Origin of the sequence: Brevundimonas sp. (assembly GCF_035626975.1) — a bacterium.
Taxonomy (GTDB): Bacteria; Pseudomonadota; Alphaproteobacteria; order Caulobacterales; family Caulobacteraceae; genus Brevundimonas.
Genome location: NZ_DASPMQ010000004.1, coordinates 44104 through 66404, shown reverse-complemented (window position 1 = coordinate 66404; position 22301 = coordinate 44104). Strand labels below are relative to the sequence as shown.

Genomic DNA, 22301 nt, shown 5'->3' with positions numbered 1-22301 from the left:
GGCCGCCCCGGAGCCCCGGCTCCGGGGCGGTCGCCGTTTCGGCCCTGTGCCATACCGAAACAATCCGAAACCCGACTTTCATTTTCCGCTGGTCCCCGGGCCGCTAGACGGTTCGTGGGGCGTACTCCGCACACAGAGGCGGGGCGCAAAATGAAGCGAGTATGAGATTGCCGGTCCGCAACGACCATCACCAGAAGACGACCGTCGCGCCCGCGATCATCGCCGGCGTCGGCGTGCACACGGGCGACCGGGTGCGTCTGGCCGTGCGCCCGGCCCCGGTGGGCACGGGCATCGTCTTCGTGCGCACCGACATCAAGGATCGCGACAACCGCATTCCGGTCTCGGGCGAGGCCGTCGTCGACGCGCGTCTGAACACCATGATCGAGAACGCCGCCGGCGTCCGCCTGTCGACCATCGAACACCTGATGGCCGCCTTCGCCGCCCTCGGCGTGTCGAACGCCGTGATCGAGGTGGACGGGCCCGAACTGCCGATCCTCGACGGTTCGGCGCTGCAGTTCGTCCAGCTGCTGGACCGCGCCGGTTTTCGCCGTCAGGAAGCCCCGGTCCGCTACATCGAGATCCTCGAGCCGATCCGCGTCCAGGAAGGCGACAAGACCGCCGCCCTGCTGCCGTGCGACCGCTATGAGATGCGCTTCGAGATCGACTTCCCGACCCCGGTCATCGGCAACCAGGTGGTGGACTTCGTCGTCGACGAGCAGACCTTCCGCGACGAGATCATGGCGGCCCGCACCTTCGGCTTCGCCCACGAGGTCGAGGCCCTGCGCAAGGCCGGCCTGGCCCGCGGCGGCAGCCTCGAGAACGCCGTGGTCATCGACGGCGACCAGATCCTCAATCCCGGCGGGCTGCGCATGGAGCGCGAGTTCGTGAAGCACAAGGCGCTGGACGCCATCGGCGACCTGTATGTGCTGGGCGCGCCCCTGCTGGGCCGCTACGAGGGCGTCAAGGCGGGCCACCACATCAACAACCTGCTGGTCCGCGAACTGCTGGCCAATCCGCAGGCGTGGCGCGAGGTCACCCGCGTGCCGGAAATGGCGATGGCGGGCTGAAAGGCCCCCCGGATCAGCCGAGGCTGATCGCGCTCATCTGGCGGCCGAAGTCGGCTTCCCCGTTCAGGTACGCCCGCCGGTTCGAGAAGAACCGCGCCGCATCGACGCGCGTATCGTCGCCGGTCCACGCCGCGTCGGCGACGCCCGCCTGCTCCAGCCGCCACAGCACATAGCCGGGCAGGTCGAACAGCCGTTTGCCGGGCCCCGCGCCGGGCGCGAAGAAGCGGCCGCTGCCGGCGTCGTGGCGCTCGAACCGCGCCTGATAGTCCGCCCCGACCTCATAGCTGGCCTCGGCGATGCAGGGCCCGACCACGGCGACGATCCGGGCCGGGCGGGCGCCCAGCGCCTGCATGGCGGCGACGGTCGAGTGGACGATTCCGCCCAGGGCGCCCTTCCAGCCCGCATGGGCGGCGCCGACCACGCCGGCGTCCGGGTCGGCCAGCAAGACCGGGGCGCAGTCGGCGGTCAGCACGGCGCAGATCACCCCGGGAGCCGTCGTGACCGTGGCGTCGCCCTCGGGCCGCTCGCCCTTCCAGCCGGTCTCGGCGACCCGGGCGACGGCGGAGTGGATCTGATAGCAGGCGGCGATGTCGTCCGGGACGCCGCCGAAGTGTCCCGCCACCCGCCGCCGGTTCTCCGCCACGGCGGCCGGATCGTCCCGCGAGCCGACGCCGGTGTTCAGGCTGTCGTACAGGCCGGTCGAGACGCCGCCCCGGCGGGTGAAGAAGCCGTGGCGGACGCCGGCGCGGTCGAGCAGCGGATGGGTGATGGGTTCCAGCGCCATCGTCAGTCCTCGAAACCCGGAACAACCAGGCCATGCGGCGAGAAGATCGCGCAGGCCTTGAACAGCGCGCCCATCTGGTCGTCGGCGGTGAGGCGAACCAGCTGGCGGTCGATGACCGGCGCCGCGTCCGGACGCCCGTCCTTCAGGCGGTCGGCGCGGGGCTCGATGCCCAGCCGCTTCAGGAATTCGCCCTGGCCCATGGTCCCGGTGACATCGGCCCCGGCGTGGACGGCGGCCTCCAGCACGGTGGGAAAGTCGGCCCACTGGGTCAGGTCGGCCTCGCCCGGCGTCGCCAGCGGATCGACCTTCTGGTGGCGGCGCAGGGCCTGCAGGGTATCGCCGGGCTCGGGGCGGGACCGGCCGTAGTCGATCAGCAGGGCCGCGCCCGAGGCCGCCTTGACCAGGGCGGCCACCTCGCGCCCGAAGGTCGCCTGTTGTTCGGAAATCTCCACCGTCTGGCCCGGCTCGACCTCGAAGGCCGGGCGTTTGAATCCGCCGGTGATCGCCTTCAGGCCGAAGGTGAGGCCGCCGTCGTCGGTGACGCCGACGCAGCGTTCGGCCCAGCCGTCCTCCGTCTTCACGAACTGGCGGGCCGGGAGGCAGTCCAGCACCTCGTTGGCGATCAGGATCACCGGGGCGTCGGTCTCGATCCGGTCCAGCGCCGAAACCCAGCGGGGGTGCACGTCGCTGTCGGCCAGCATCCGCGCCTGGGCCTCGCGCAGGGGCGGGCTGGGCTCGATCAGGATCAGGTCCACGGCGCGCAGGAACTCGGGGGCCAGCCGCCCGGCGCGCAGGGCGTCGGCCATCAGCGTGCCGTCGCCGGGCCCGACCTCGACCAGCCGCACCCGCTCGGGCGCGCCGAGCCGTTCCCACAACTCGACCGCCCACAGGCCGATCAGTTCGCCGAACATCTGGCTGATCATCGGCGCGGTGATGAAGTCGCCGGAGGCGCCGATGGCGGGCCGGGTCGCGTAGTAGCCGCCCTGGGGGTCGTGCAGGCAGCGGGTGACGTAGTCGGCGACGGTCATCGGCCCGGTCAGGGCGATCTCTCGCGCCAGCCGGTCCCCGAGAGTCTTCGCCGGAGCCGACACTCAGCCCTCCGCGGTCACCGGCGGCTGGCTCCAGGCCCGCCAGATCAGCCAGGCGCCGATCAGCATCATCGGGATCGACAGCATCATGCCCATGGTCAGGCCCAGCGGCAGGTTCTCCATGCCGAAGTCGGGCTGGCGGACGTTCTCGAGCAGGGCGCGGACCAGGCCGTAGCCGAACAGGAAGATGCCGGTGACATAGCCCGGCTTGGCCAGCAGCCGCCCCTTGTAGACGGCCAGCCACAGGACCACGGCGAGCGCGATGCCTTCGAGGCCGGCCTCGTAGAGCTGGCTGGGATGGCGCGCGAGATTGCCCGGACCCTGCATCTGGCCATTGACGAGGAATTCGCAGGTGGACCCGTAGGCCTCGCGCATGCGGCTGCTGCAGAAATTCACGCCCCACGGCGCGTCGGTGGGCCGGCCCCACAGCTCGCCGTTGATGAAGTTGGCGATGCGGCCGAAGAACAGGCCGATCGGCACGACGGGCGCGACCAGATCGCCGAGGCTGAGCAGGCGGATCCTGTTCTTCGAGGCGAACCAGACGATCGCCAGGGTGACGCCGATCAGGCCGCCGTGGAACGACATGCCACCGTCCCACAGCCGGAACAGGGCCAGCCGCGCCTCCCAATCCGCCCCGCCGAACAGGTCGGCGTAGAGCGAGGGTTTGTAGAACAGGGCGTAGCCGAACCGGCCGCCGAGGATGATGCCGAGGGTGATCCACAGCACCAGGTCGTCCAGCTGCACGGTCGTGACCGGCGGCTTGCCGGGCTGCCAGACGGCGTTGTTGCGGGCCAGCCGGTTCGCGTACCACCAGCCCAGCACGATGCCGGCGACATAGGCGAGGGCGTACCAGCGGATATCCAGCGGGCCGATGCTGAACAGGACGGGGTCAAACTCGGGAAATTGCACGGGCGCTCCTGAAGGCCGTTCGTGTGACGGGGTTTAGCAAGCGTCGCGGCGCCCGTCCCCCCAAATTCCGGCGACGGGTCCGGCCCCGATGCCGCCATACGCCGCATCGACAGCAAGGTTTCGTTCACCATATCGAGCAACCATCGTTAACGACGTTTCGCTTGCCGATTCGGAGAGTTCCCAATGCAGACGCGCAATCCCATCCTCGATGAGTTCGCCAGGCTGACGACCGGCGCCATGGGGTTGGCGCAGGCCGCCGGCGAGGAGGCGAAGACCGCCTTCCGGGCCCAGGCCGACCGCTTTGTCGCCGAGATGGATCTGGTCCGCCGCGACGAGTTCGACGCGCTGAAGGCCGAAATCGCGGCGCTGCGGGCCGAGGTCGCCTCCCTGAAGGCGACAAAGAAGCCTCAAAAGGGAACGTCCACAGCGGCTTCTCCCGCACAGGACGCACCCGGTTGAGCCGAATCTGCGAACCCGCCTACCGTTGCCTGAGAGGGCGTGAGTCGCGCCCGGAGACGCCTTGATGGACGCTGCCCGGCCCGAAGAAGTCGACGTTCCCTACGATCCGCTGGATGTCGTGGAGCACGTCCTGGTGGCCGAGAACCTGCCGTTCGACCGCACCGACGAGGGCGATCTGGCCTTCGCCCTGGCCGGCGACTGGAAGGACTATGAGCTGTGGTTCGCCTGGCGGCCGGAGGGGGATTGCCTCCAGCTGTGCTGCGCCCTGGACCTGCAGGCGTCGAAGGCCCGGCGCGCCGCGGCCTATGAACTGGTCGGCCTGATCAACCAGCGCACCTGGATGGGCCATTTCGAAGTCTGGGCCGAGGACGGCGAGATCGTCTTCCGCCATTCGCTGGCCCTGCCCATGGGCGAGCGGCCGACGCTGGGCCAGGCCGCCTCGATGATCGATGCGGCGGTGGAGGCGGCGGACCGCTATTACCCCGCCTTCGACTTCATGATCCGGGGCAACAAGAAGCCGCAGGAGGCGATCGACTCCTGCCTGTTCGAGACCGTCGGCACAGCCTGAGGCCATGACAGACCCGTCCTCCACCGGTGGCGTGGTCCTGGTGGGTTGCGGTCGCCTGGGTTCGGCCGTTCTGGAAGGCTGGCTGGCGACAGCGGCCGTCGCGCCCGGCGACCTGATCATCCTGACCCCGTCAGAGAAGCCGTCGGCGGAGGCCGCGCGGGGGCGGGGCGCGCGGATCAATCCGCCCTCCAAGGCCCTGTCCGGCGCGCGCGCCCTGGTGCTGGCGGTCAAGCCCGCGAAATGGCGCGAGGCGCTCGGCCCGGTGCTGGCGACCCTTTCCCCGGACACGACCATCGTCTCGGTCATGGCGGGCGTCATGGCCGGCGACATCGCCGCCCTGACCGGCCGGCCGGTGGCGCGGGTGATGCCGACGACCGGGGTGGCCCAGGCCCGGGGCGTCGCCGCCCTGTGGTCCGCCGATATCGAGGCGCGCGAAACAGCCCGCGGGCTGTTCGGCGCGATCGCCGACATCGTGGATCTGGAGAGCGAGGATCTGATGGACGCGGCCACGGCGGTCGCCGGTTCGGCCCCGGCCTTCATCCATGCCTTCGTTCAGGCCCTGGCCCGGGCGGGGCAGGCGCAGGGGCTTTCAGCCGAAGCGGCCCAGCGGCTCGCACGCGGCGCGCTGCGCTCAGCAGGGGCGGGGGCGGAGACGGGTGAGCCGCTCGACGCGCTGATCGCCCGCGTCGCCTCTCCGGGCGGCACGACACGGGCCGGCCTCGACGCCATCGAGGCGACAGGCGACCTCGACCGGGCGGCCGAAGCCGCCGTCGAGGCCGCCGTTCAACGGGCCCGAACGATCAGCGGGTGACGTACTGTCCGTCCGCCAGGCGGCTGGCCAGACGCTGATAGGCGCGATCGGCGTCCTGCCAAGTGGTGTAGCCGTGCACATCGGCGAGATTGCTGGAATACCAGTCATACCTGACCGGCAGGACCTGTCCGTCAGCCGTGGTGATGCTGCCCTCGATGGTCGCGCCGCCGATCGAGATGCTGCGGAAGGGGTCGAGCCCCGGGCGATCGCCCAGCTGCTGGAAAGTCGGGCGGTTGGGCTTCAGATCGGTCAACACCAGATCGATCCGCGCGCCATCCAGGTCGCCGCTGCGGACCAGCGTCCGGCGGACGACCTCGGCCAGGCGATCGGCCTGATCCTGGACGTCCCGTTCGCCGAGTTCCTCGACCTTGTCCTGAAGATCCGGGCCGAGCGTGACGTTGATCGAGGCAGGATCGGCCATGGCCGGGCTTGCGGCGACCGCGAGCACGGCGCCGAGGGAAGCGAGTAAGGCAAGTCTGCGCATCATATCCTCCAAGTGCCCTGTCAGCCCCAAGATGCGCCCGACTGTGCCGCTTCGCCAGTGGGGCGCCGCAAAATTTAACCGGTTCAGCCGGGCAGGCGGATGACGGCGCGCAGCCCGCCCAGATCGCTCCGGTCCAGGGTGATGTCGCCGCCGTGGCTCCGGGCCACGTCCCGCGCGATGGCCAGGCCCAGGCCGACGCCCTTGCGGTTCTGGTTGCGCGAGGCGTCGAGCCGGGAGAAGGGCCGGAAGGCCTCCTCGTGCATGTCGTCGGGAATGCCCGGACCGTCATCCTCGACGGTGATCTCCAGCCCTCCCGACGGCAGGTCGCGGGCGCCCAGCCGGACATGATCGCCATGGGCCGCCGCGTTGCCGGCCAGATTGGCGAGGGCGCGCTTGAGGGCGAGGGGGCGCAGGCTGGCGGTGAGCCCCTCCTGCGCCTGGATCTCGACCTCGGCCCCGGCGCGACGGGCGTCCTCGCCGGCGACGGCCAGCAGATCCCCGACCGATACGGTCTGCGCCGCCTCGCCGGCCTCGCCGCGGGCGAAGGCGAGGTATTCGTCGATCATATGCTCCATCTCGTCGAGGTCGCCCTGCATGGCGGTCGAACGCTTGAAGGGCGGGGCGAGGGCGAGTTCGAGCCGCAGCCGGGTCAGCGGCGTGCGCAGGTCGTGGCTGACCGAGGCGAGCAGGGCGGTGCGCTGGTCGATGTGGCGCTGGATGCGGTCGCGCATGTCCATGAAGGCCTTGGCGGCCGCCCGGACCTCGCGGGCCCCGTGGGGCTTGAACCGTTCGCGGGCCTCGCCGCGGCCGAAGGCCTCGGCCGCCTCGGCCAGCCGTTCGATGGCGCGGACCTGGTTGCGGATGAACAGGATGGCCACGCCCATCAGCAGGACGGTGGCGATCAGCAGCCAGACGACGAAGATATGCGCCTGGGTGGCCACAGCCCGTTCGCGCGGGGCGATGATGCGCAGCACGCCGTCGGGCTGCTGCACACGGATGTCGACATAGGCGGGATACTGGGTGGTCGAGAACCAGAACGGCCGGTCGAGCCGGGAGGACAGGGCGTCCTCGAGGGTGCGGTCGACGACGCCGATCGGGCCGCGTTCCTGCTCGCGCGGCAGCGCGTCGCCCTCGCGCAGGTCGACCGACAGCGACATCGAGCGCTGGGCCCGGTCGGCGATGATGGCCAGATTTCGGGGCGTCGGATCGTCGGCGTAGCTTTCGGACGCCCAGGCGATGTCGCCGGCCAGCCCCTCGGACAGGCGGGCGGTCACCGTCTGCCAGTGCATGTCGAAGAAGGCCCAGGTCACCGCCACCTGCATGACCAGCACCGGCAGCACGATGATCAGCAGCGACCGGCCCCACAGCGAGGTGGGCAGGCGCCGCTTCAGCACCCGGGCCCAGACGCCGGCGGGAAGCAGGCGCATCCGCGACCTAGTCCGGGGCCAGCATGTAGCCGACGCCGCGCACGGTCTGGAGGTAGCGCGGGTTCTTGGGATCGGCCTCGAGCTTGCGGCGCAGGCGGGTGACCTGAACGTCGACGGCGCGGCCGGTGATGTCGGCGGTGTCGGGGGACAGGCTCATCCGTTCCACCGGCGCGTGGGCGTGGATGGCCAGGGTCTTGAGCAGCTGGGCCTCGGCCTCGGTCAGGCGCTGGGGCTTGCCGTCCTTCGACAGCTCCAGCCGCTCCATGTCGAACACCGCCGGGCCGAGCTTGATCTCGCGCGGCGTCAGCGGCTTGCCGCCGGTGCGGCGCAGGATGGCGTCGACGCGCAGCGCCAGTTCGCGCGGGTCGAACGGCTTGGACATATAGTCGTCGGCGCCGCGCGACAGGCCCTCGATGCGGTCGTCGGGATCGCCGCGCGCGGTCAGCAGCAGGACGGGCGTCTTCGAGGTCTCGGCCTTGGAGCGGACCCAGGTGGTCAGGTCGAAGCCGCTCTCGCCCGGCATCATGACGTCCAGCACCACGAGGTCGAACTCGATCAGCTCCATCAGGCGTCTGGCCGCCGCCGCGTGGGCGGCGCCCGTGACGCGGTAGCCCTCGCGGGCGAGGAATTCCTTGAGCAGCTCGCGAATCCGGTCGTCGTCGTCGACGACCAGCAGGTGGCGGCCCGCGCCGGGACCGGCGACCGGGCCCGACCGGCCATGGGGGCGCAAATCGCTCATGCGGATGCGACCCGAGGGGCCGTGGAGGCGTTGACCTGGACGGTTCGGGCGGGTCTAACCCGGGGGCAGACGCGGGAGACGTTATTCAATGGCCTTCGTTCCTTTCGACGATCGTGACGGCTGGATCTGGATGGACGGCGATTTCGTGCCCTGGAGGGACGCGAAAACGCACGTTCTGACCCATGCCCTTCACTACGGCTCGTCGGTTTTCGAGGGTGAGCGTATGTATGGCGGCGAAATCTTCAAGCTGACCCCGCATAGCGAACGCCTCAAGCGCTCTGCAAACCTGCTGGATTTCGACCTTCCGTACAGCGTGGCCGAGATCGACGCGGCCTGCAAGGCGACCTGCGAGAAGATGGGCCTGTCCGACTGCTATGTGCGGCCGGTGGCCTTCCTCGGCTCGGAGGCGGTCAGCGTCTCGGCCGTCCACAACAAGCCCCGCGTGGCCATCGCCGTGTGGGAGTGGCCCAGCTATTTCGACCCCGAGACCAAGGCCCGCGGCATCCGGCTGGAGTGGTCGAAATGGCGCCGCCCCGACCCGGCCACGGCGCCGTCGGCGGCCAAGGCGGCCGGCCTGTACATGATCTGCACCATGTCCAAGACCGCGGCCGAGCGGCGCGGCTACGCCGACGCCATGATGCTGGACTGGCGCGGCTATGTCGCCGAGGCGACGGGGGCCAATGTGTTCTTCGTGCAGGACGGCGTGCTGCACACCCCGCCGATCGACGCCATCCTGGACGGCATCACCCGTCAAACGGTGATCGAGATGGCGAAGGCCAGGGGGATCGAGGTCATCGTGCGCCACATCCGTCCCGAGGAGCTGGCGACCTTCAGCGAATGCTTCCTGACCGGGACGGCCGCCGAGGTGACGCCGGTGAGCGAGATCGGCGAATACCGTTTCACGCCCGGCGCCCTGAGCCTGGGCCTGATGGAAGACTACGGCCGGCTGGTGCGGCGGCAGGGGTAGATGGCCGCCGAAAATTCGTGGGACAGTTCGGCCAAATCGGTCATTTCGAGTCAGTGAAAACAAAGACTTGGGGCGGAGGAATTGTCCCAAGCGGCCAGATTATCGGAAATTGACCTTGTCGGACGCGGCTGCAGCGCCGTGTCGATCAGCAGATTTTCAAAGACCGAAGCGCCGTAAAGCGCCGACCTGACATGGGGCCGCGAGGCTGGCGGTCAAGGTTGCTGGGAGAATAAATTCCTATATGGTTCCCCGTCATCCTCGGGCTTGACCCGAGGATGACGGCGCAGGGAGGAGAAGCTCCGCCGTTTCCGGCCGGGCTTCTCCTCCTTATGCGTGGATCGGGACCCTCAGGCGGCCGCCGCAGGCTTCCGCCGCCGCACGACCGCCCACCACACCGCGCCGCCGATCACCGCGACCGGCAGCAGCACCGAGCCCGCTGTGATCAGCACGGCCAGCATGCCCATGGACAGGCCGAACGCGTCGGCCAGGGCGCGGGCGACCGGGCGGGTCGGGCTGTCGGCGGCCATGACGCCGCCCTGGCGGTAGTCCAGCGTCAGGCGGGCGCTTTGCACCCGGTCGTTGAGGGCCCGAAGCTCCAGCTGCTGGGCGTCGTACTGGCGCTGAAGGTCCGCGAGCTGCCGCTCTATCTCAAGCCGCTGGGCCAGCGTGCCGCCGCGCCGCGCCTGCAGGTCCCGGATGCGGTCGGCGAGCGAGGCCGTGGTCTTCGCCCCCGTCTCCGCGGTGTCGATGCCGCGCGTGACGTCCTCGCCCTCGGTCACCGCCGCGTCGAGGCGGCCGCCGGCGTTCCGGGCGTCGAGCGCCAGGGTGCTGCGGAACTGGTTGATCCAGTCGGGCTGGCCGCGCAGCTCCAGCCGTCCGGCGGGCTCGCGCGAGGTCCAGTCGGCCTGGGCCGAGATGACCTGGCAATAGCCCGCCCCCGCGGAGACGCAGGCCAGTTCGTGCCGGCTCATCAGTTCGGCGCCACGGTCTTTCGGGACGGACATGATGTAGTTGAAGGCATAGGCGATCTTCGCGATCGGCGCGGGCGGCTGGACCACGGCGGGCGGCCGTTCGAGGAGCGCCATGCGGGCCTCCGCCACGGGAGCCGCGGCGTCCGCGGCGGGCGCCGACGCCGTCTCTTCTCCAGTCCTCTCCGCCGGCTGGCAGGCGGACAACACCAACGCGCTCGCCGCGGCGAGCATCAGAGCCTTGCGCATCTCGTGTCTCCTGTCCGTGCTGATCACGGTTCCGTGATGACGCGCGTGGATCGCGACGGATTCAGGGCCGGAAACAAGCCAGACTGCGGCTTGCCATTCCGGGGCGCGTGGCGTTCAACGGGGCAGGGGCCGGCGGGGGAGCCGGAGGGGGAAAGCGTCCATGTTCAGCGTCCTGAACCTGCAGAGCCTTCTGGGCCTGATCGTCATCGTCGCCGCCTGCTGGGGGCTGTCCGAGAACCGGCGGGCCTTCCCGTGGCGGCTGGGGCTGGGGGCGATCGCGGTGCAGGCGGCGCTGGTGCTGGCGCTGTTCGCGATTCCGGGATCGCAGGTCCTGCTGGCGGCCATCACCGGGGCGGTGGATGGGCTGGCGGTCGCGACCAACCGGGGCACCCAGTTCGTGTTCGGCTATCTGGCCGGGGGCGACCAGCCGTATGTCGTGGGCAACGAGGGCGCTCTGTTCACCTTCGCCTTCCAGGTGCTGCCGCTGATCCTGGTGATCTCGGCCCTGTCGGCGCTGCTGTGGCACTGGAAGATTCTGAAGTGGATCACCCACGGCTTCGGCATCCTGTTCCAGCGCACCATGGGGCTGGGCGGGGCGTCGGCGCTGGCGGTGGCCGCCAACATCTTCCTCGGCATGATCGAGAGCCCGATCGTGATCCGGGCCTATCTGGACAAGCTGACCCGGTCCGAACTGTTCCTGATGATGGTGGTCGGTCTGGCGACGGTGGCCGGATCGACCATGGTGGCCTACGCCGCGATCCTGTCGCCGGTTATGGCCAACGCCGCGGGCCATGTGCTGGTGGCCTCGATCGTCTCGGCGCCGGCCGGGGTGCTTCTGGCCCGGATCATGATCCCCGAGACGGCGGGCGAGGGCGGGGCCCACGCCGACTATGACTCGGCCCTGAAGTACGACAGCGCCATCGACGCCATCGTGAAGGGCACGGCCGACGGGCTGATGGTGGTGCTGAACATCTCGGCGGTGCTGATCGTGTTCGTGGCGCTGGTGGCGCTGGTCAACGTCATGCTCGGCGGGCTCTGGCTGTTCGACGGCCCGGTGACGGTGGAGCGGATGCTGGGCTGGCTGTTCATGCCGGTGGCGTGGCTGACCGGGGTGGAATGGTCCGAAGCCGGACGCGCGGGCTGGCTGCTGGGCGTCAAGCTGACCCTGACCGAGTTCGTCGCCTTCATCGAACTGGGCAAGATCCCGGCGGGGGAGATGAGCGAGCGGACGCGGATGCTGATGACCTACGCCCTGTGCGGCTTCGCCAACATCGGCTCGGTCGGCATCACCGTGACCGGGCTCAGCGTGCTGATGCCCGAGCGGCGCGAGGAGGTGCTGGGTCTGGTGTGGAAGGCGCTGTTCGCGGGTTTTCTGTCCACCCTGATGGCGGCGGCGGTTGTGGGCGCGATGCCGCCCGCCATATTCCGCTGACGCCGGAGACCTGACCGATGAAGCTCTACACCTCCCGCCGCGCCCCCAACCCGAGGCGGGTGCGCTGGGTCATGGCCGAGAAGGGCATCGAGGACGTCGAGCTGGTCGAGGTCGACATCCTGACCGGCGAGCACAGGACGGCGGAATACCGCGCCCGGGTCGGCGTGCCGCACCTGCCGTCGCTGACGCTCGACGACGGCACCGCGATCTCGGAGTCGGTGGCCATCGGCCGCTATCTGGAGGCGCTGTATCCGGAGCCGAACCTGTTCGGCCATGACGCGCGCGAGCAGGCCATCGTCGAGATGTGGACCCGCCGGGCGGAGTTCTATCTGGCCAATCCGATCATGCTCAGCGTGCGCCACTCCCATCCCGCCCTGGCGGCGCTGGAGGCGACCCAGCTGCCGCAGGTGGCCGAGTACAACCGGGTGGCGGCCGAGCGCTTCATGAAGACGCTGGACCGCCATCTGGCCGAGCGCGAGTTCATCGCCCTGGACCGTTTCACCATCGCCGACATCGTCGCCGTGGTCGGCCTGGATTTCGCGAGGCTGGTCCGCTACCGGCCGCCCGAGGAGTTCGTCCATCTGGCGCGCTGGCTCGAGGCCTGCCGCGCGCGCCCGGCGGCGAAGGCGGGAACCTGACCGGTCCAGCCCGTGCGTTGACCCGGGCAGGCTCCGGGGGCAGCATCCCGCCGCATGACCGACCAGCCCGACGTCTATCCCGTTCCCTCCGAATGGGCGCAGCGCGCCCGCATGAACGCCGCCGGCTATGACGGGGCGCGGGCCGCAGCGCGCGAGCGGCCGGACGCCTTCTGGAGCGAGCAGGCCCGGCGGCTGGACTGGGTGACGCCGCCGACCCGGATCAAGGACGTGTCGTTCGACAGGGCCGACTTCCGCATCCGCTGGTTCGAGGACGGGGTGCTGAATGTTGCGTGGAACTGCCTCGACCGGCATCTGGAGGCGCGCGGCGACGAAACGGCGATCATCTGGGAAGGCGACGACCCCAACCAGTCCGGCAAGCTGAGCTATGGCGAGCTGCACCGCGAAGTCTGCCGCATGGCCAATGTGCTCAAGGGGCTGGGCGTCGCGAAGGGCGACCGGGTAACGATCTACCTGCCGATGATCCCGGCCGCGGCCGTGGCCATGCTGGCCTGCGCGCGGATCGGGGCGGTGCATTCGGTGGTGTTCGGCGGCTTCTCGCCCGACAGCCTCTCGGGCCGGATCGAGGACTGCGGCTCGAAGGTGGTGATCACCGCCGACGAGGGCCTGCGCGGGGGCAAGCGGGTGCCGCTCAAGGCCAATGTCGACGCCGCGCTCAGGAAGGAGGCCGGCGTCCTCGTCGAAAAGGTGCTGATCGTCTCGCACACCAACGCCGACATCCCGATCGTCGAGGGCCGCGACGTGCGCTACGGCGAGGCCAAGCGCGGCGTCAGCGACGACTGCCCCTGCGAGCCGATGAAGGCCGAGGACCCGCTGTTCATCCTCTACACCTCGGGCTCGACCGGAAAGCCCAAGGGGGTGCTGCACACCACGGGCGGCTATCTGTTCTGGGCCGCGTGGACCCACGAGCTGGTGTTCGACTATCGCCCGGGCGAGGTGTTCTGGTGCACCGCCGACGTGGGCTGGGTCACCGGCCACAGCTATTGCGTCTATGGCCCGCTGGCCAACGGCGCGACGACGCTGATGTTCGAGGGCGTGCCGAACTATCCCGACCACGGCCGGTTCTGGCGGGTGATCGACAAGCACAGGGTCGAGATCTTCTACACGGCGCCGACGGCGCTGCGGGCCCTGATGCGCGAGGGGGACGAACCGGTGAAGGCGACGTCGCGCGCCTCGCTGCGCCTGCTGGGCAGCGTCGGCGAGCCGATCAACCCGGAGGCCTGGCGCTGGTATCACGAGGTGGTCGGCGAGGGCCGCTGCCCTATCGTCGACACCTGGTGGCAGACCGAGACGGGGGGCATTCTGGTGTCGCCCCTGCCGGGCGCGACCGACCTGAAGCCGGGGTCGGCGACCAAGCCGCTGCCGGGCGTGGAGCTGGAATTGGTCGACGCCGACGGCGCGGTGCTGGAGGGCGCCGCCTCGGGCAATCTGGTCATCACCGACAGCTGGCCGGGCCAGATGCGCACCGTCTGGGGCGACCACGGCCGGTTCTTCGACACCTATTTCGCCGCCTATCCCGGCAAGTATTTCACCGGCGACGGCTGCCGCCGCGACGAGGACGGCTATTACTGGATCACGGGGCGGGTGGACGACGTCATCAACGTCTCGGGCCATCGCATGGGCACCGCCGAGGTCGAGAGCGCCCTGGTGCTGCACGAGGCGGTGGCGGAGGCGGCGGTGGTCGGCTTCCCGCACGACATCAAGGGGCAGGGCATCTACGCCTATGTGACGCTGAACGCCGGCGTCGAGCCGACGGAGGCGCTGCGCAAGGACCTGGTCGCCCAGGTCCGCTCCGAGATCGGCCCGATCGCGGCGCCGGACGTGATCCAGTGGGCGCCGGGCCTGCCCAAGACGCGCTCGGGCAAGATCATGCGGCGCATCCTGAGGAAGATCGCCGAGAACGAGGTCGACGCCCTGGGCGACACCTCGACCCTGGCCGATCCGGCCGTGGTCGAGGATCTGGTGCGGAACCGGGCCGGCGCGGCGGGCGCCTGACCGCCTCCTACGCCCCGGCCAGAAACGCCAGCAGGGCGAAGCTGGCCAGCCAGTGCTCGCCCATATAGTCGCCGGTCACATGGGGCAGGGCGGCGTCCAGATGCACCTGTGCGGCCTCCAGCGCGATGGCGCGGCGCCGATCGTCCGGAGCCAGGGCCGAGGCGATCTCCCGCCAGCACCACGCCCGGCTCAGGTTCAGCCCGTCGAGATGCGCGATCTTGCCGTCCGAGCGGTCGCTGACGCCGGCCGGCTGGAACAGGGTCGCGGGCTGGCGCCGGTCCAGCCGGGGCAGGAAGGCGTCGAACCACTGGGCGAAGGCGTCCGGCGCCATCACCCGCCGCATCAGCACGGCCTCCATCAGGGACGGCGACAGGAACTCGTCCTGCGACGGCTCCCACGCCGGGCAGTCGCGGTCGGCCGCATGCCAGCGCAGGGCGCGGTCCCGGCACAGGGCGCCGAGGGCCTCGCCCCGGGCGCCTTCGGCGTAGTCGAGCGCGAGCCGCAGGGCGAAGGCGGTGTTGTAGTGGGTGCCGACCCGGACCGGATAGTCGGCCAGGGGCAGGAAGTCCGTGAACCGCCCCGCGAAGGCCAGCGTCAGGGGGCGCAGCGTGTCGGCCCGGCCGTCGCCGTGCCGCTCCAGCTCGGCCGCGAGCATCAGCAGCCAGGCCCAGCCGTAGGGCCGCTCGAACCCCCGGCTTTCGGGACGGGCGAGGTAGGCGGTCTCGGCGGCGACGTTCTCCGGCGTGAACAGGTCGTCGGCCAGCATGCGGATCCGCCCGGCCTCGGGCATATCGGGATACAGGCGCGCCAGGGTGAACAGCGTCCACCATCCGTGGACGCAGGAATGCCAGTCGAAGCTGCCGAAGAAGATCGGGTGCAGGGCGCGCGGTCCCTGTACGTCGCCGGGGCCGGCGAGGACGTGATCCATCTTGTTCGGATACTCGCGGGCGACATGGCCCAGCGCGGTGCGGGCGAAGCGGGCGGCGATCTCCGGGGTGAGGCGTTCGCTCATGCTCAGAACCGGAAGGCCAGGAGGTACATCAGGACGATGTTGATCACGAGCAGGGCGGCGGCGGTCGGCAACTGCGCCCGGATGACTCCGTTGAACGCCGCGTCGCGGTCCGGCAGGTCGAGCAGGGCGGCGGGCACCACGTTGAAATTGGCCGCCATGGGCGTGGTCAGGGTGCCGCAGAAGCCCGACAGCATGCCGATGGCGCAGACGATCGCCGGATTGCCGCCGAACTGCATCACCACCAGCGGCAGGCCGACGGCGGCGGTCATCACCGGAAAGGCCGCGAAGGCGTTGCCCATGATGAAGGTGAACAGCGCCATGCCCCCGCAGTAGGCGACCACCGCCAGCAGGCGCGTGTCCAGCGGCAGGTAGCTGGCGAACAGCTCGCCGATGCGGTCGCCGACCCCGGCGATGACGAACACCGCCCCCAGCGCCGCCAGCGCCTGGGGCAGGATGCCGGCCCAGCCGACCGAGTCCATCAGCCGCCGCCCCTCCCGCAAGGGGGCCAGCAGCGGCGGCCGCAACCAGACCATGGCGATGGCCAGGGCGATGGCCACCGCCAGTCCCAGGGCGATGATCGTCGGCTGCTCGGCCCCGAACAGGGGGACGCCCAGGATCGAGATCTTCTCGAGCACCAGAACGCCCAGGATGGCGACGGCCGGGATCATCAGGGCCGGAACGAACAGCCAGTTGCCGCGCCGTCCGGCGCTGGCGGCGCGCTCTTCAGGCGTGGTGGTGTGCGGCCGGCTCTGGCCCAGCAGGCGAAAGCCGGCCAGGGCGGCGAGGGCCAGCACCAGCACACCGTTGCCGAGGTCTCCCAGATACGACCCGAACAGGAAGCTGACGGCGAGCAGGCCCCAGAAGGCGGCCGTGCCGAACCGCCGGGGGTGCTCGCGGTCGAGCACGGTCAGGACCGAGAAGGCGGCGAAGGTCAGGCCGGCGAAGATGTAGACCCAGTCGAGCGTGATCATTGGCCGCTCTCCTGTCCGGCCTCATGGGCGATCGAGCGGTCGAGCCGGATCAGCCGCGCTCCGTGGATGACGAGGGCGCAGACGGCGGTCGGGATGGCCCAGACGGCCAGCTGCCACGGCTCGAGCAGGATGCCGTTGGCCTCGAGGAAGCCCTTGATCAGCAGGATCGAGGCGATGGCGAAGAAGATGTCCTCGCCGAAGAACAGCGCGATGTTGTCGACCGCGGCGGCGTGGGCCCGGATGCGCCAGCGCAGGGCGTCGGGCAGATCGCCGTAGCGGGCCTCGGCCGCCGCCTCGGCCATGGGCGCGATCAGCGGCCGGACCATCTGGGGATGGCCGCCCAGCTTGGTCAGCCCGGCCGCGGCGCTGATCTGGCGCAGGACGAAATAGGCCAGCAGGATGCGCCCGGTGGTGGCGGAGCGGACCTTGCCGACGAGGGCGCGGGCCTGCTCCTGCAGGCCGAAGCGTTCCAGCAGGCCGATGAGCGGCAGCACCAGCCAGATGACGCTGATGTAGCGGTAATCGTTGAAGGCCTTGCCGAAGGCGGCGACGGTGTCGAGGGCCGCCGCTCCCAGTTCGGCGAGCCCGACGCCCGGGGCGATCGCCGCCGCCGTTCCGGTGACGACCGCCGCGACCAGGATCACCGCCAGCGGATTGAGCCGCGCCACGAAGCCGGCGACCAGCACCGCTATGCCCAGCAACACCCACATGGATTGGTCTCCCCCGTTTGAGGGCAAGAGTTGCGCGGTTTGGCGTCCCGGGGAAGGGGAGGTCCAGTGAACAATGGGTCGTTGCCCGGCGTACCGGATGACAAAGTGGGCGCTTCAGCCTTTTCCGAAACCGCCGCCGCCCGGCGTCTCGATGAGGAAGGGCTCGCCGAGCGCCATCCGATCTCGGCCGTCCCCTCAGTTCGGCGCAGAGAGTTGCGCGGTTCGTATTCCGGCGAAGGGGCTGTGAGCCGTCCGCTAGCCTGTCAGGCAGGCCTCCGCGATCGCGGTGACATGACGAAGGTCCGTGCCGCAGCAGCCTCCCAGGACCGTCAGGCCTGGAAACCGCCGACGCAGCTCGCGATGCTGCGCCGCCAGCTCCGCCGGATCGCCGGCGTCGAGCTCAGTCATGGCGTCCAGTTCCGCATGGCTGCAACGCGAGGCGTTGGCGCGCACGCCCCGAACACGCGAGGTCCATTCGGCGCCATCCTCAAGCGACGAGGCGAAGTGGGTCGGGTGCGCGCAGTTGATCATGTAGTAGGCCGGATAGGTTCCGGTGGCCCGGTCGATGGCCGCGACGGCGTCGGCGAGCCGGTCGCCGGCCGGAAGCCGGCCGTCCGTCTCGACGGTGAAGCTGATCGCCACCGGCGCCCCGAGCGCCTGCGCCGCGCGCGTCACCCCGACCGCTTCCGGGACGTTGGTCATGGTGATGGCCGTGAGCATGTCCGCACCAGCATCGGTCAGCACGCCGGCCTGACGGGCATGGTAGGTCTCGGCCTCGTTGACGCTCATGACGCGGCCGGGTTCGTAGCCGTCGCCGCGCGGGCCGATGCAGCCGCTGACGACGACCGGGGTCGCCGCCGAACCGTGCGCCTGCCGCAGCCGAAGCAACATGGCGATGGCTTCGCGGTTGAGCGCGTCCAGCTCGTCCGGGGACATCCCGAGCGGCTCGGCCCAATCACGACTGGCCCTCCAGGTGGCGCTCTCGAGGATGAAGCCGGTTCCCGTACGCCTGGCCAACTCCAGGAAGCCGCGGAAGTAGTCGTCGAGCGCGCGCCGGCCTTCCTCGCTCTGGAGCAGGGTGATCGACGCGAAATGCGGCAGGTCGATGCCGCGGTTGAAGAGGATGTCGGTCTCGAGGCCGCCGTCGGTTAGAAACGGCCTGTCGAGCTGCGGAAGCATCGCAGGGGGCATGAAGGTATTTCCCGGAACCTGAGCCGCCGCAGAATTACCGCAGGCGGACGCGGCTGACCAGTCAGGCCAAGCTTCAGGCCTTTCCGAAACCGCCGCCGCCCGGCGTCTCGATGACGAAGACGTCGCCGGGCGCCATCCGGATCTCGGCCGTCGAACCGAGGGCCTCGCGCGACCCGTCGGCCCGCTCGACGCGGTTGACCCCGACCGCCCCGTCTTCGCCCCCGGCGGCTCCGAACGGCGGAACGCGCCGACGGTTGGACAGGATGGCCGCCGTCAGGGGTTCGAGGAAGCGCACCCGCCGGATCGCGCCGTCGCCGCCCCGGCTGGCCCCGTCTCCGCCCGAGCCCCGCCGGATCGAGAATTCCTCGAGCAGGACCGGGAAGCGGGTTTCCAGAACCTCGGGGTCGGTCAGGCGGCTGTTGGTCATGTGAGTCTGGACCGCTGCGGCGCCGTCGAAGCCGGGGCCCGCGCCCGAGCCGCCGGCGATGGTCTCGTAGTACTGGCGGGCGTCGTCGCCGAAGGTGAAGTTGTTCATCGTGCCCTGGCTGGCGGCCAGCACGCCCAGCGCGCCGTACAGGCCGTCGACCACGGCCTGGCTGGTCTCGACGTTGCCGGCGACGACAGCGGCCGGATAGCGGGGGTTGAGCATCGAGCCCTCCGGCACGATCAGCCGGATCGGCTTCAGACAGCCTTCGTTCAGCGGGATGGCGTCGTCCACCAGGGTGCGGAACACATAAAGGGTCGCGGCCCGGGTGATCGACAGGGGCGCGTTGAAATTGTTGGGGCGCTGGTCGCTGGTCCCGGTGAAGTCGACGACGGCGCTGCGGGCCCCGGCGTCCACGTCGATCCGGACCCGGATGACCGCGCCGTCATCCATCTCCAGTGCGAAGGCGCCGGGCTTCAGGGCCGCGATGGCGCGGCGCACGGCCTCCTCGGCGTTGTTCTGGACATGGCCCATGTAGGCGGCGACCACGTCGCGCCCGAACTCGGCGATCATCCGGGCCAGTTCGTCGGCGCCGCGCGCGCAGGAGGCGACCTGGGCCTTGAGGTCGGCCAGGTTCTGATCGACGTTGCGGGACGGATAGCGGCCCGAGGCGAACAGGGCCCGGGTTTCCGCATCCCTCAGCCGCCCGGCGTCGATGAGCAGGAAGTCGTCGATCAGCACGCCTTCCTCCTCGACCGTCCTCGACGACGGCGGCATCGATCCGGGCGTGATCCCGCCGACGTCGGCATGGTGGCCCCGGGCGGCGACGAAGAAGGCGGGCGTCTCGTCGGCTTCGAGGAAGACCGGCATGATGACCGTGATGTCGGGCAGGTGGGTGCCGCCGTTGTACGGCGCGTTCAGCATGTAGACGTCACCGCGCTTCATGCCCCGGCCGTCCGCGCCGCCGCCGCGCGAGCGGATCACGGTGCGGATGCTCTCGCCCATCGAGCCCAGATGCACCGGGATGTGGGGCGCGTTGGCGATCAGGGCACCGGTGGCGTCGAAGACGGCGCAGGAGAAGTCGAGCCGCTCCTTGATGTTGACCGACCAGGCCGTGGCCTGGAGGGCCTCGCCCATCTGTTCGGCCGCGGCCATGAAGCGGCTGTTGAACACCTCCAGCATGATCGGGTCCGCGTCCGTGCCCAGCGCCGTGCGCGGGGGGAGGGCGGTGGTGCGGACGAGGATCAGGTTGAGAGCGTCGTCGGCCGTGGCGCGCCAGCCCGGTTCCAGCACGGTGGTGCCGGTGTCTTCGAGGATGACGGCGGGCCCGTCGACGGCGGCGCCGGGACCGAAGGCGTCACGGCGATAGACGGGCGTGTCGTGGTCGACGCCCGCCATCCGCACCGGAACGCGGGCGACGGCGGCGGGCTCTCCGGCGGCTTCGTCCGTGAAGGGCGGGGACGCGGCCTGGTCCGAGGCGGCCACGGCTTCGGCTTCGAGGGTTTCCACCACCAGCTTCCTGTCCCCGGCGAAGAAGCCGAAACGCCGGCGGTGCAAGGTCTCGAACGCCGCCCGCATGGCGTCGGCCGGGCCGAACGGCACGGTCAGGGGGGTGTCCGAGCCGGCGAACTTGATCTCGGCGCGGATGAGGGTGGCGATCGAACTCGCGGCGAATCCCTGGGCCCTCAACAGGCCCCGCGCCTCGGCGGTCAGGGCGTCGGCCCGTCGGCCCAGGGCCCCGTCGCCGGCGGTTTCGAGCGGCGCAGCGACGGTGGCCTGCCGGATGGCCCGGACGTCCGCCAGCCCCATGCCGTATGCCGACAGGACGCCGGCGAAGGGGTGCAGCATCACCCGGGTCATGCCGAGGGCGTCGGCGACGAGGCAGGCGTGCTGCCCCCCGGCCCCGCCGAAACAGTTCAGCACATAGCGGGTCACGTCGTAGCCCCGCTGGATCGAGACCGACTTGATCGCCTCGGCCATGTGCTGGACCGCGATGGTGACGAAGCCTTCGGCGAGCGCCTGGGGCGTCGTCTCGCGGCCCGTGGCGCGGGCCACCTCGGCGGCGAGGGCCTCGAACCGCTCGCGCACGGCGTCGGCGTCCAGCGGCTGATCGCCGTGGGGGCCGAAGACGGCGGGGAACTGGTCGGGCCGCAGCTTGCCGAGCATGACATTGCAGTCGGTGACGGTCAGGGGCCCGCCGCGGCGATAGGCGGCCGGTCCCGGCACGGCGCCGGCGGACTCGGGGCCGACGCGGAGGCGCGAGCCGTCGAAGCGGCAGATCGAGCCGCCGCCCGCGGCCACCGTATGGATGCTGAGCATCGGCGCGCGCAGCCGGACCCCGGCCACGACGGCGTCAGAGGTCCGCTCATAGTCGCCGGCGAAATGGGAGACGTCGGTGGAGGTGCCGCCCATGTCGAAGCCGATGACGCGGTCGAACCCGGCCGCCCGCGCGGTCTGCGCCATGCCGACCACGCCGCCCGCCGGTCCCGACAGGATGGCGTCCTTGCCCCGGAAGGCTCCGGCCGCCGTCAGGCCGCCGCTGGACTGCATGAACAGCAGGGGCGTCGCCTCCCCCAGGTCGGCGCCGACACGGTCGACATAGGCGCGCAGGACCGGTGACAGATACGCGTCAGCCACCGTGGTGTCGCCGCGCCCGATCAGCTTGATCAGGGCCCCGACCTCATGGCTGACCGAGATCTGTTCGAAGCCGACCTCGCGGGCGATTTCGGCCAGGCGTCTCTCATGCGCGGTGAAACGCCAGCCGTGCATCAGGACAATGGCGACGGCGCGCAGGCCGGCGGCGTGGGCGGCGGTCAGGTCGGCGCGGGCCCGGTCCTCGTCGAGCGGCTGTTCGACCGTACCGTCGGCGCGGACGCGTTCGCCGATCTCGGCCACCCGATCGTACAACTGGTCGTTCAGAACGATGTGGCGGGCGAAGATGTCGGGGCGGCTCTGCCAGCCGATGCGCAGCGCGTCGCCGAAGCCGCGGGTGATCGCCAGCAGGGTCGGCTCGCCCTTGCGTTCCAGCAGGGCGTTGGTCGCCACCGTCGTACCCATGCGGATGCTGTCCACCCGGCCCGCCGGCAACGGCCCCGGGTCGGCGCCCAGGATGCGGCGCACGCCCTCCACGGCGGCGTCGGCGTATTGTTCCGGGTTGTCGGACAGCAGCTTGCGGGTCTCGAGCCGCCCGTCGGGCGCACGCGCCACGATGTCGGTGAAGGTGCCGCCGCGGTCGATCCAGAAGCGCCAGCCGTCGCGAGCGAGGATCGAGGGCGCACTCATGGGATCGCTCCGGCGGGTTGAGCCCGGCAGGGCCATGCTTGAGCCATGCAAATAGCCGGGTGCGGGGCGGTCCGTCCAACGGCAACCTTCCGTCCGGCCCCCAGCGAC

The 22301-nt window shown here is 70.5% G+C and carries 20 protein-coding genes; 8 read left to right on the top strand and 12 right to left on the bottom strand.

From position 1 onward, the window contains the following. Positions 1-167: 167 nt before the first annotated feature. Positions 168-1067 carry a UDP-3-O-acyl-N-acetylglucosamine deacetylase gene (lpxC, locus tag VEB62_RS00700; protein ID WP_324794510.1) on the top strand — a complete coding sequence of 300 codons (900 nt, stop codon included), beginning with the start codon at positions 168-170 and terminating at the stop codon, positions 1065-1067. 13 nt (positions 1068-1080) lie between these two features. On the opposite strand, the gene pgeF is transcribed toward lpxC, so the two are convergent. The 3 genes from pgeF to lgt all read right to left on the bottom strand — a co-directional run bounded on the left by pgeF (position 1081) and on the right by lgt (position 3848). Beyond that, entirely contained in the window at positions 1081-1851 is a 771-nt protein-coding gene (gene pgeF, locus VEB62_RS00695; RefSeq protein ID WP_324794475.1) for a peptidoglycan editing factor PgeF, read from the bottom strand. A gap of 2 nt (positions 1852-1853) precedes the next feature. Next, positions 1854-2879 (bottom strand): class I SAM-dependent methyltransferase, encoded by a 1026-nt coding sequence (locus tag VEB62_RS00690; RefSeq protein ID WP_324794507.1) that lies wholly within the window; start codon positions 2877-2879, stop codon positions 1854-1856. A 63-nt stretch (positions 2880-2942) separates the two neighbouring features. Beyond that, positions 2943-3848: a prolipoprotein diacylglyceryl transferase gene (gene lgt, locus VEB62_RS00685; RefSeq protein ID WP_324794474.1), complete on the bottom strand. Its 906-nt coding sequence runs from the start codon at positions 3846-3848 to the stop codon at positions 2943-2945. Positions 3849-4031: 183 nt separating this feature from the next. On the opposite strand from lgt, the gene VEB62_RS00680 reads away from it, so the two are divergent. The 3 genes from VEB62_RS00680 to VEB62_RS00670 all read left to right on the top strand — a co-directional run bounded on the left by VEB62_RS00680 (position 4032) and on the right by VEB62_RS00670 (position 5686). Beyond that, positions 4032-4307, top strand: a complete 276-nt coding sequence (locus VEB62_RS00680) for an accessory factor UbiK family protein (RefSeq protein WP_324794472.1) — start codon at positions 4032-4034, stop codon at positions 4305-4307. Between the two features lie 64 nt (positions 4308-4371). Continuing rightward, entirely contained in the window at positions 4372-4875 is a 504-nt protein-coding gene (locus VEB62_RS00675) for a type III secretion system chaperone family protein (protein WP_324794469.1), read from the top strand. Between the two features lie 4 nt (positions 4876-4879). Continuing rightward, a complete protein-coding gene (locus VEB62_RS00670) occupies positions 4880-5686 on the top strand; it encodes a pyrroline-5-carboxylate reductase family protein (protein WP_324794468.1) in 807 nt (268 codons plus the stop codon). On the opposite strand, the gene VEB62_RS00665 is transcribed toward VEB62_RS00670, so the two are convergent. The 3 genes from VEB62_RS00665 to VEB62_RS00655 form a co-directional block, all read right to left on the bottom strand. Further along, entirely contained in the window at positions 5676-6170 is a 495-nt protein-coding gene (locus tag VEB62_RS00665; protein ID WP_324794467.1) for a hypothetical protein, read from the bottom strand. The two genes, VEB62_RS00670 and VEB62_RS00665, sit on opposite strands and share 11 nt — an antisense overlap. Positions 6171-6253: 83 nt before the next feature. Then, a complete protein-coding gene (locus VEB62_RS00660; protein ID WP_324794466.1) occupies positions 6254-7597 on the bottom strand; it encodes an ATP-binding protein in 1344 nt (447 codons plus the stop codon). A 7-nt stretch (positions 7598-7604) separates the two neighbouring features. Next, positions 7605-8336, bottom strand: a complete 732-nt coding sequence (locus tag VEB62_RS00655; RefSeq protein ID WP_324794464.1) for a response regulator — start codon at positions 8334-8336, stop codon at positions 7605-7607. Between the two features lie 88 nt (positions 8337-8424). Between VEB62_RS00655 and VEB62_RS00650 the strand changes: the two genes are divergently transcribed. Then, on the top strand, positions 8425-9303 hold the full coding sequence (locus VEB62_RS00650) for a branched-chain amino acid aminotransferase (RefSeq protein WP_324794462.1): 879 nt from the start codon (positions 8425-8427) through the stop codon (positions 9301-9303). A gap of 347 nt (positions 9304-9650) precedes the next feature. Here VEB62_RS00650 and VEB62_RS00645 read toward each other — a convergent pair whose 3' ends face one another. Next, positions 9651-10520: a DUF4349 domain-containing protein gene (locus VEB62_RS00645; protein WP_324794461.1), complete on the bottom strand. Its 870-nt coding sequence runs from the start codon at positions 10518-10520 to the stop codon at positions 9651-9653. A 160-nt stretch (positions 10521-10680) separates the two neighbouring features. On the opposite strand from VEB62_RS00645, the gene VEB62_RS00640 reads away from it, so the two are divergent. From VEB62_RS00640 to acs, 3 genes are read left to right on the top strand one after another with little or no spacing between them, the layout of a single operon-like run. Next, positions 10681-11952: a NupC/NupG family nucleoside CNT transporter gene (locus tag VEB62_RS00640; protein ID WP_324794459.1), complete on the top strand. Its 1272-nt coding sequence runs from the start codon at positions 10681-10683 to the stop codon at positions 11950-11952. A 17-nt stretch (positions 11953-11969) separates the two neighbouring features. Next, positions 11970-12590, top strand: a complete 621-nt coding sequence (locus VEB62_RS00635; RefSeq protein ID WP_324794457.1) for a glutathione S-transferase family protein — start codon at positions 11970-11972, stop codon at positions 12588-12590. A 54-nt stretch (positions 12591-12644) separates the two neighbouring features. After that, positions 12645-14603, top strand: a complete 1959-nt coding sequence (gene acs, locus VEB62_RS00630; protein ID WP_324794455.1) for an acetate--CoA ligase — start codon at positions 12645-12647, stop codon at positions 14601-14603. Positions 14604-14610: 7 nt separating this feature from the next. Here the strand turns inward: acs and VEB62_RS00625 are convergent, their stop codons facing one another. The 5 genes from VEB62_RS00625 to VEB62_RS00605 all read right to left on the bottom strand — a co-directional run bounded on the left by VEB62_RS00625 (position 14611) and on the right by VEB62_RS00605 (position 22193). After that, positions 14611-15615: a DUF2891 domain-containing protein gene (locus tag VEB62_RS00625; protein WP_324794454.1), complete on the bottom strand. Its 1005-nt coding sequence runs from the start codon at positions 15613-15615 to the stop codon at positions 14611-14613. A 2-nt stretch (positions 15616-15617) separates the two neighbouring features. Continuing rightward, positions 15618-16586 (bottom strand): DUF979 domain-containing protein, encoded by a 969-nt coding sequence (locus VEB62_RS00620; protein ID WP_324794453.1) that lies wholly within the window; start codon positions 16584-16586, stop codon positions 15618-15620. Beyond that, positions 16583-17296: a DUF969 domain-containing protein gene (locus VEB62_RS00615; protein WP_324794452.1), complete on the bottom strand. Its 714-nt coding sequence runs from the start codon at positions 17294-17296 to the stop codon at positions 16583-16585. Before VEB62_RS00615 ends, VEB62_RS00620 begins: the two co-directional genes overlap by 4 nt. Before the next feature lie 255 nt (positions 17297-17551). Then, positions 17552-18487, bottom strand: coding sequence for a homocysteine S-methyltransferase family protein (locus VEB62_RS00610; protein WP_324794450.1), 936 nt, complete (start codon positions 18485-18487; stop codon positions 17552-17554). 73 nt (positions 18488-18560) lie between these two features. Continuing rightward, positions 18561-22193, bottom strand: a complete 3633-nt coding sequence (locus VEB62_RS00605) for a hydantoinase B/oxoprolinase family protein (protein ID WP_324794448.1) — start codon at positions 22191-22193, stop codon at positions 18561-18563. Positions 22194-22301 lie beyond the last annotated feature (108 nt).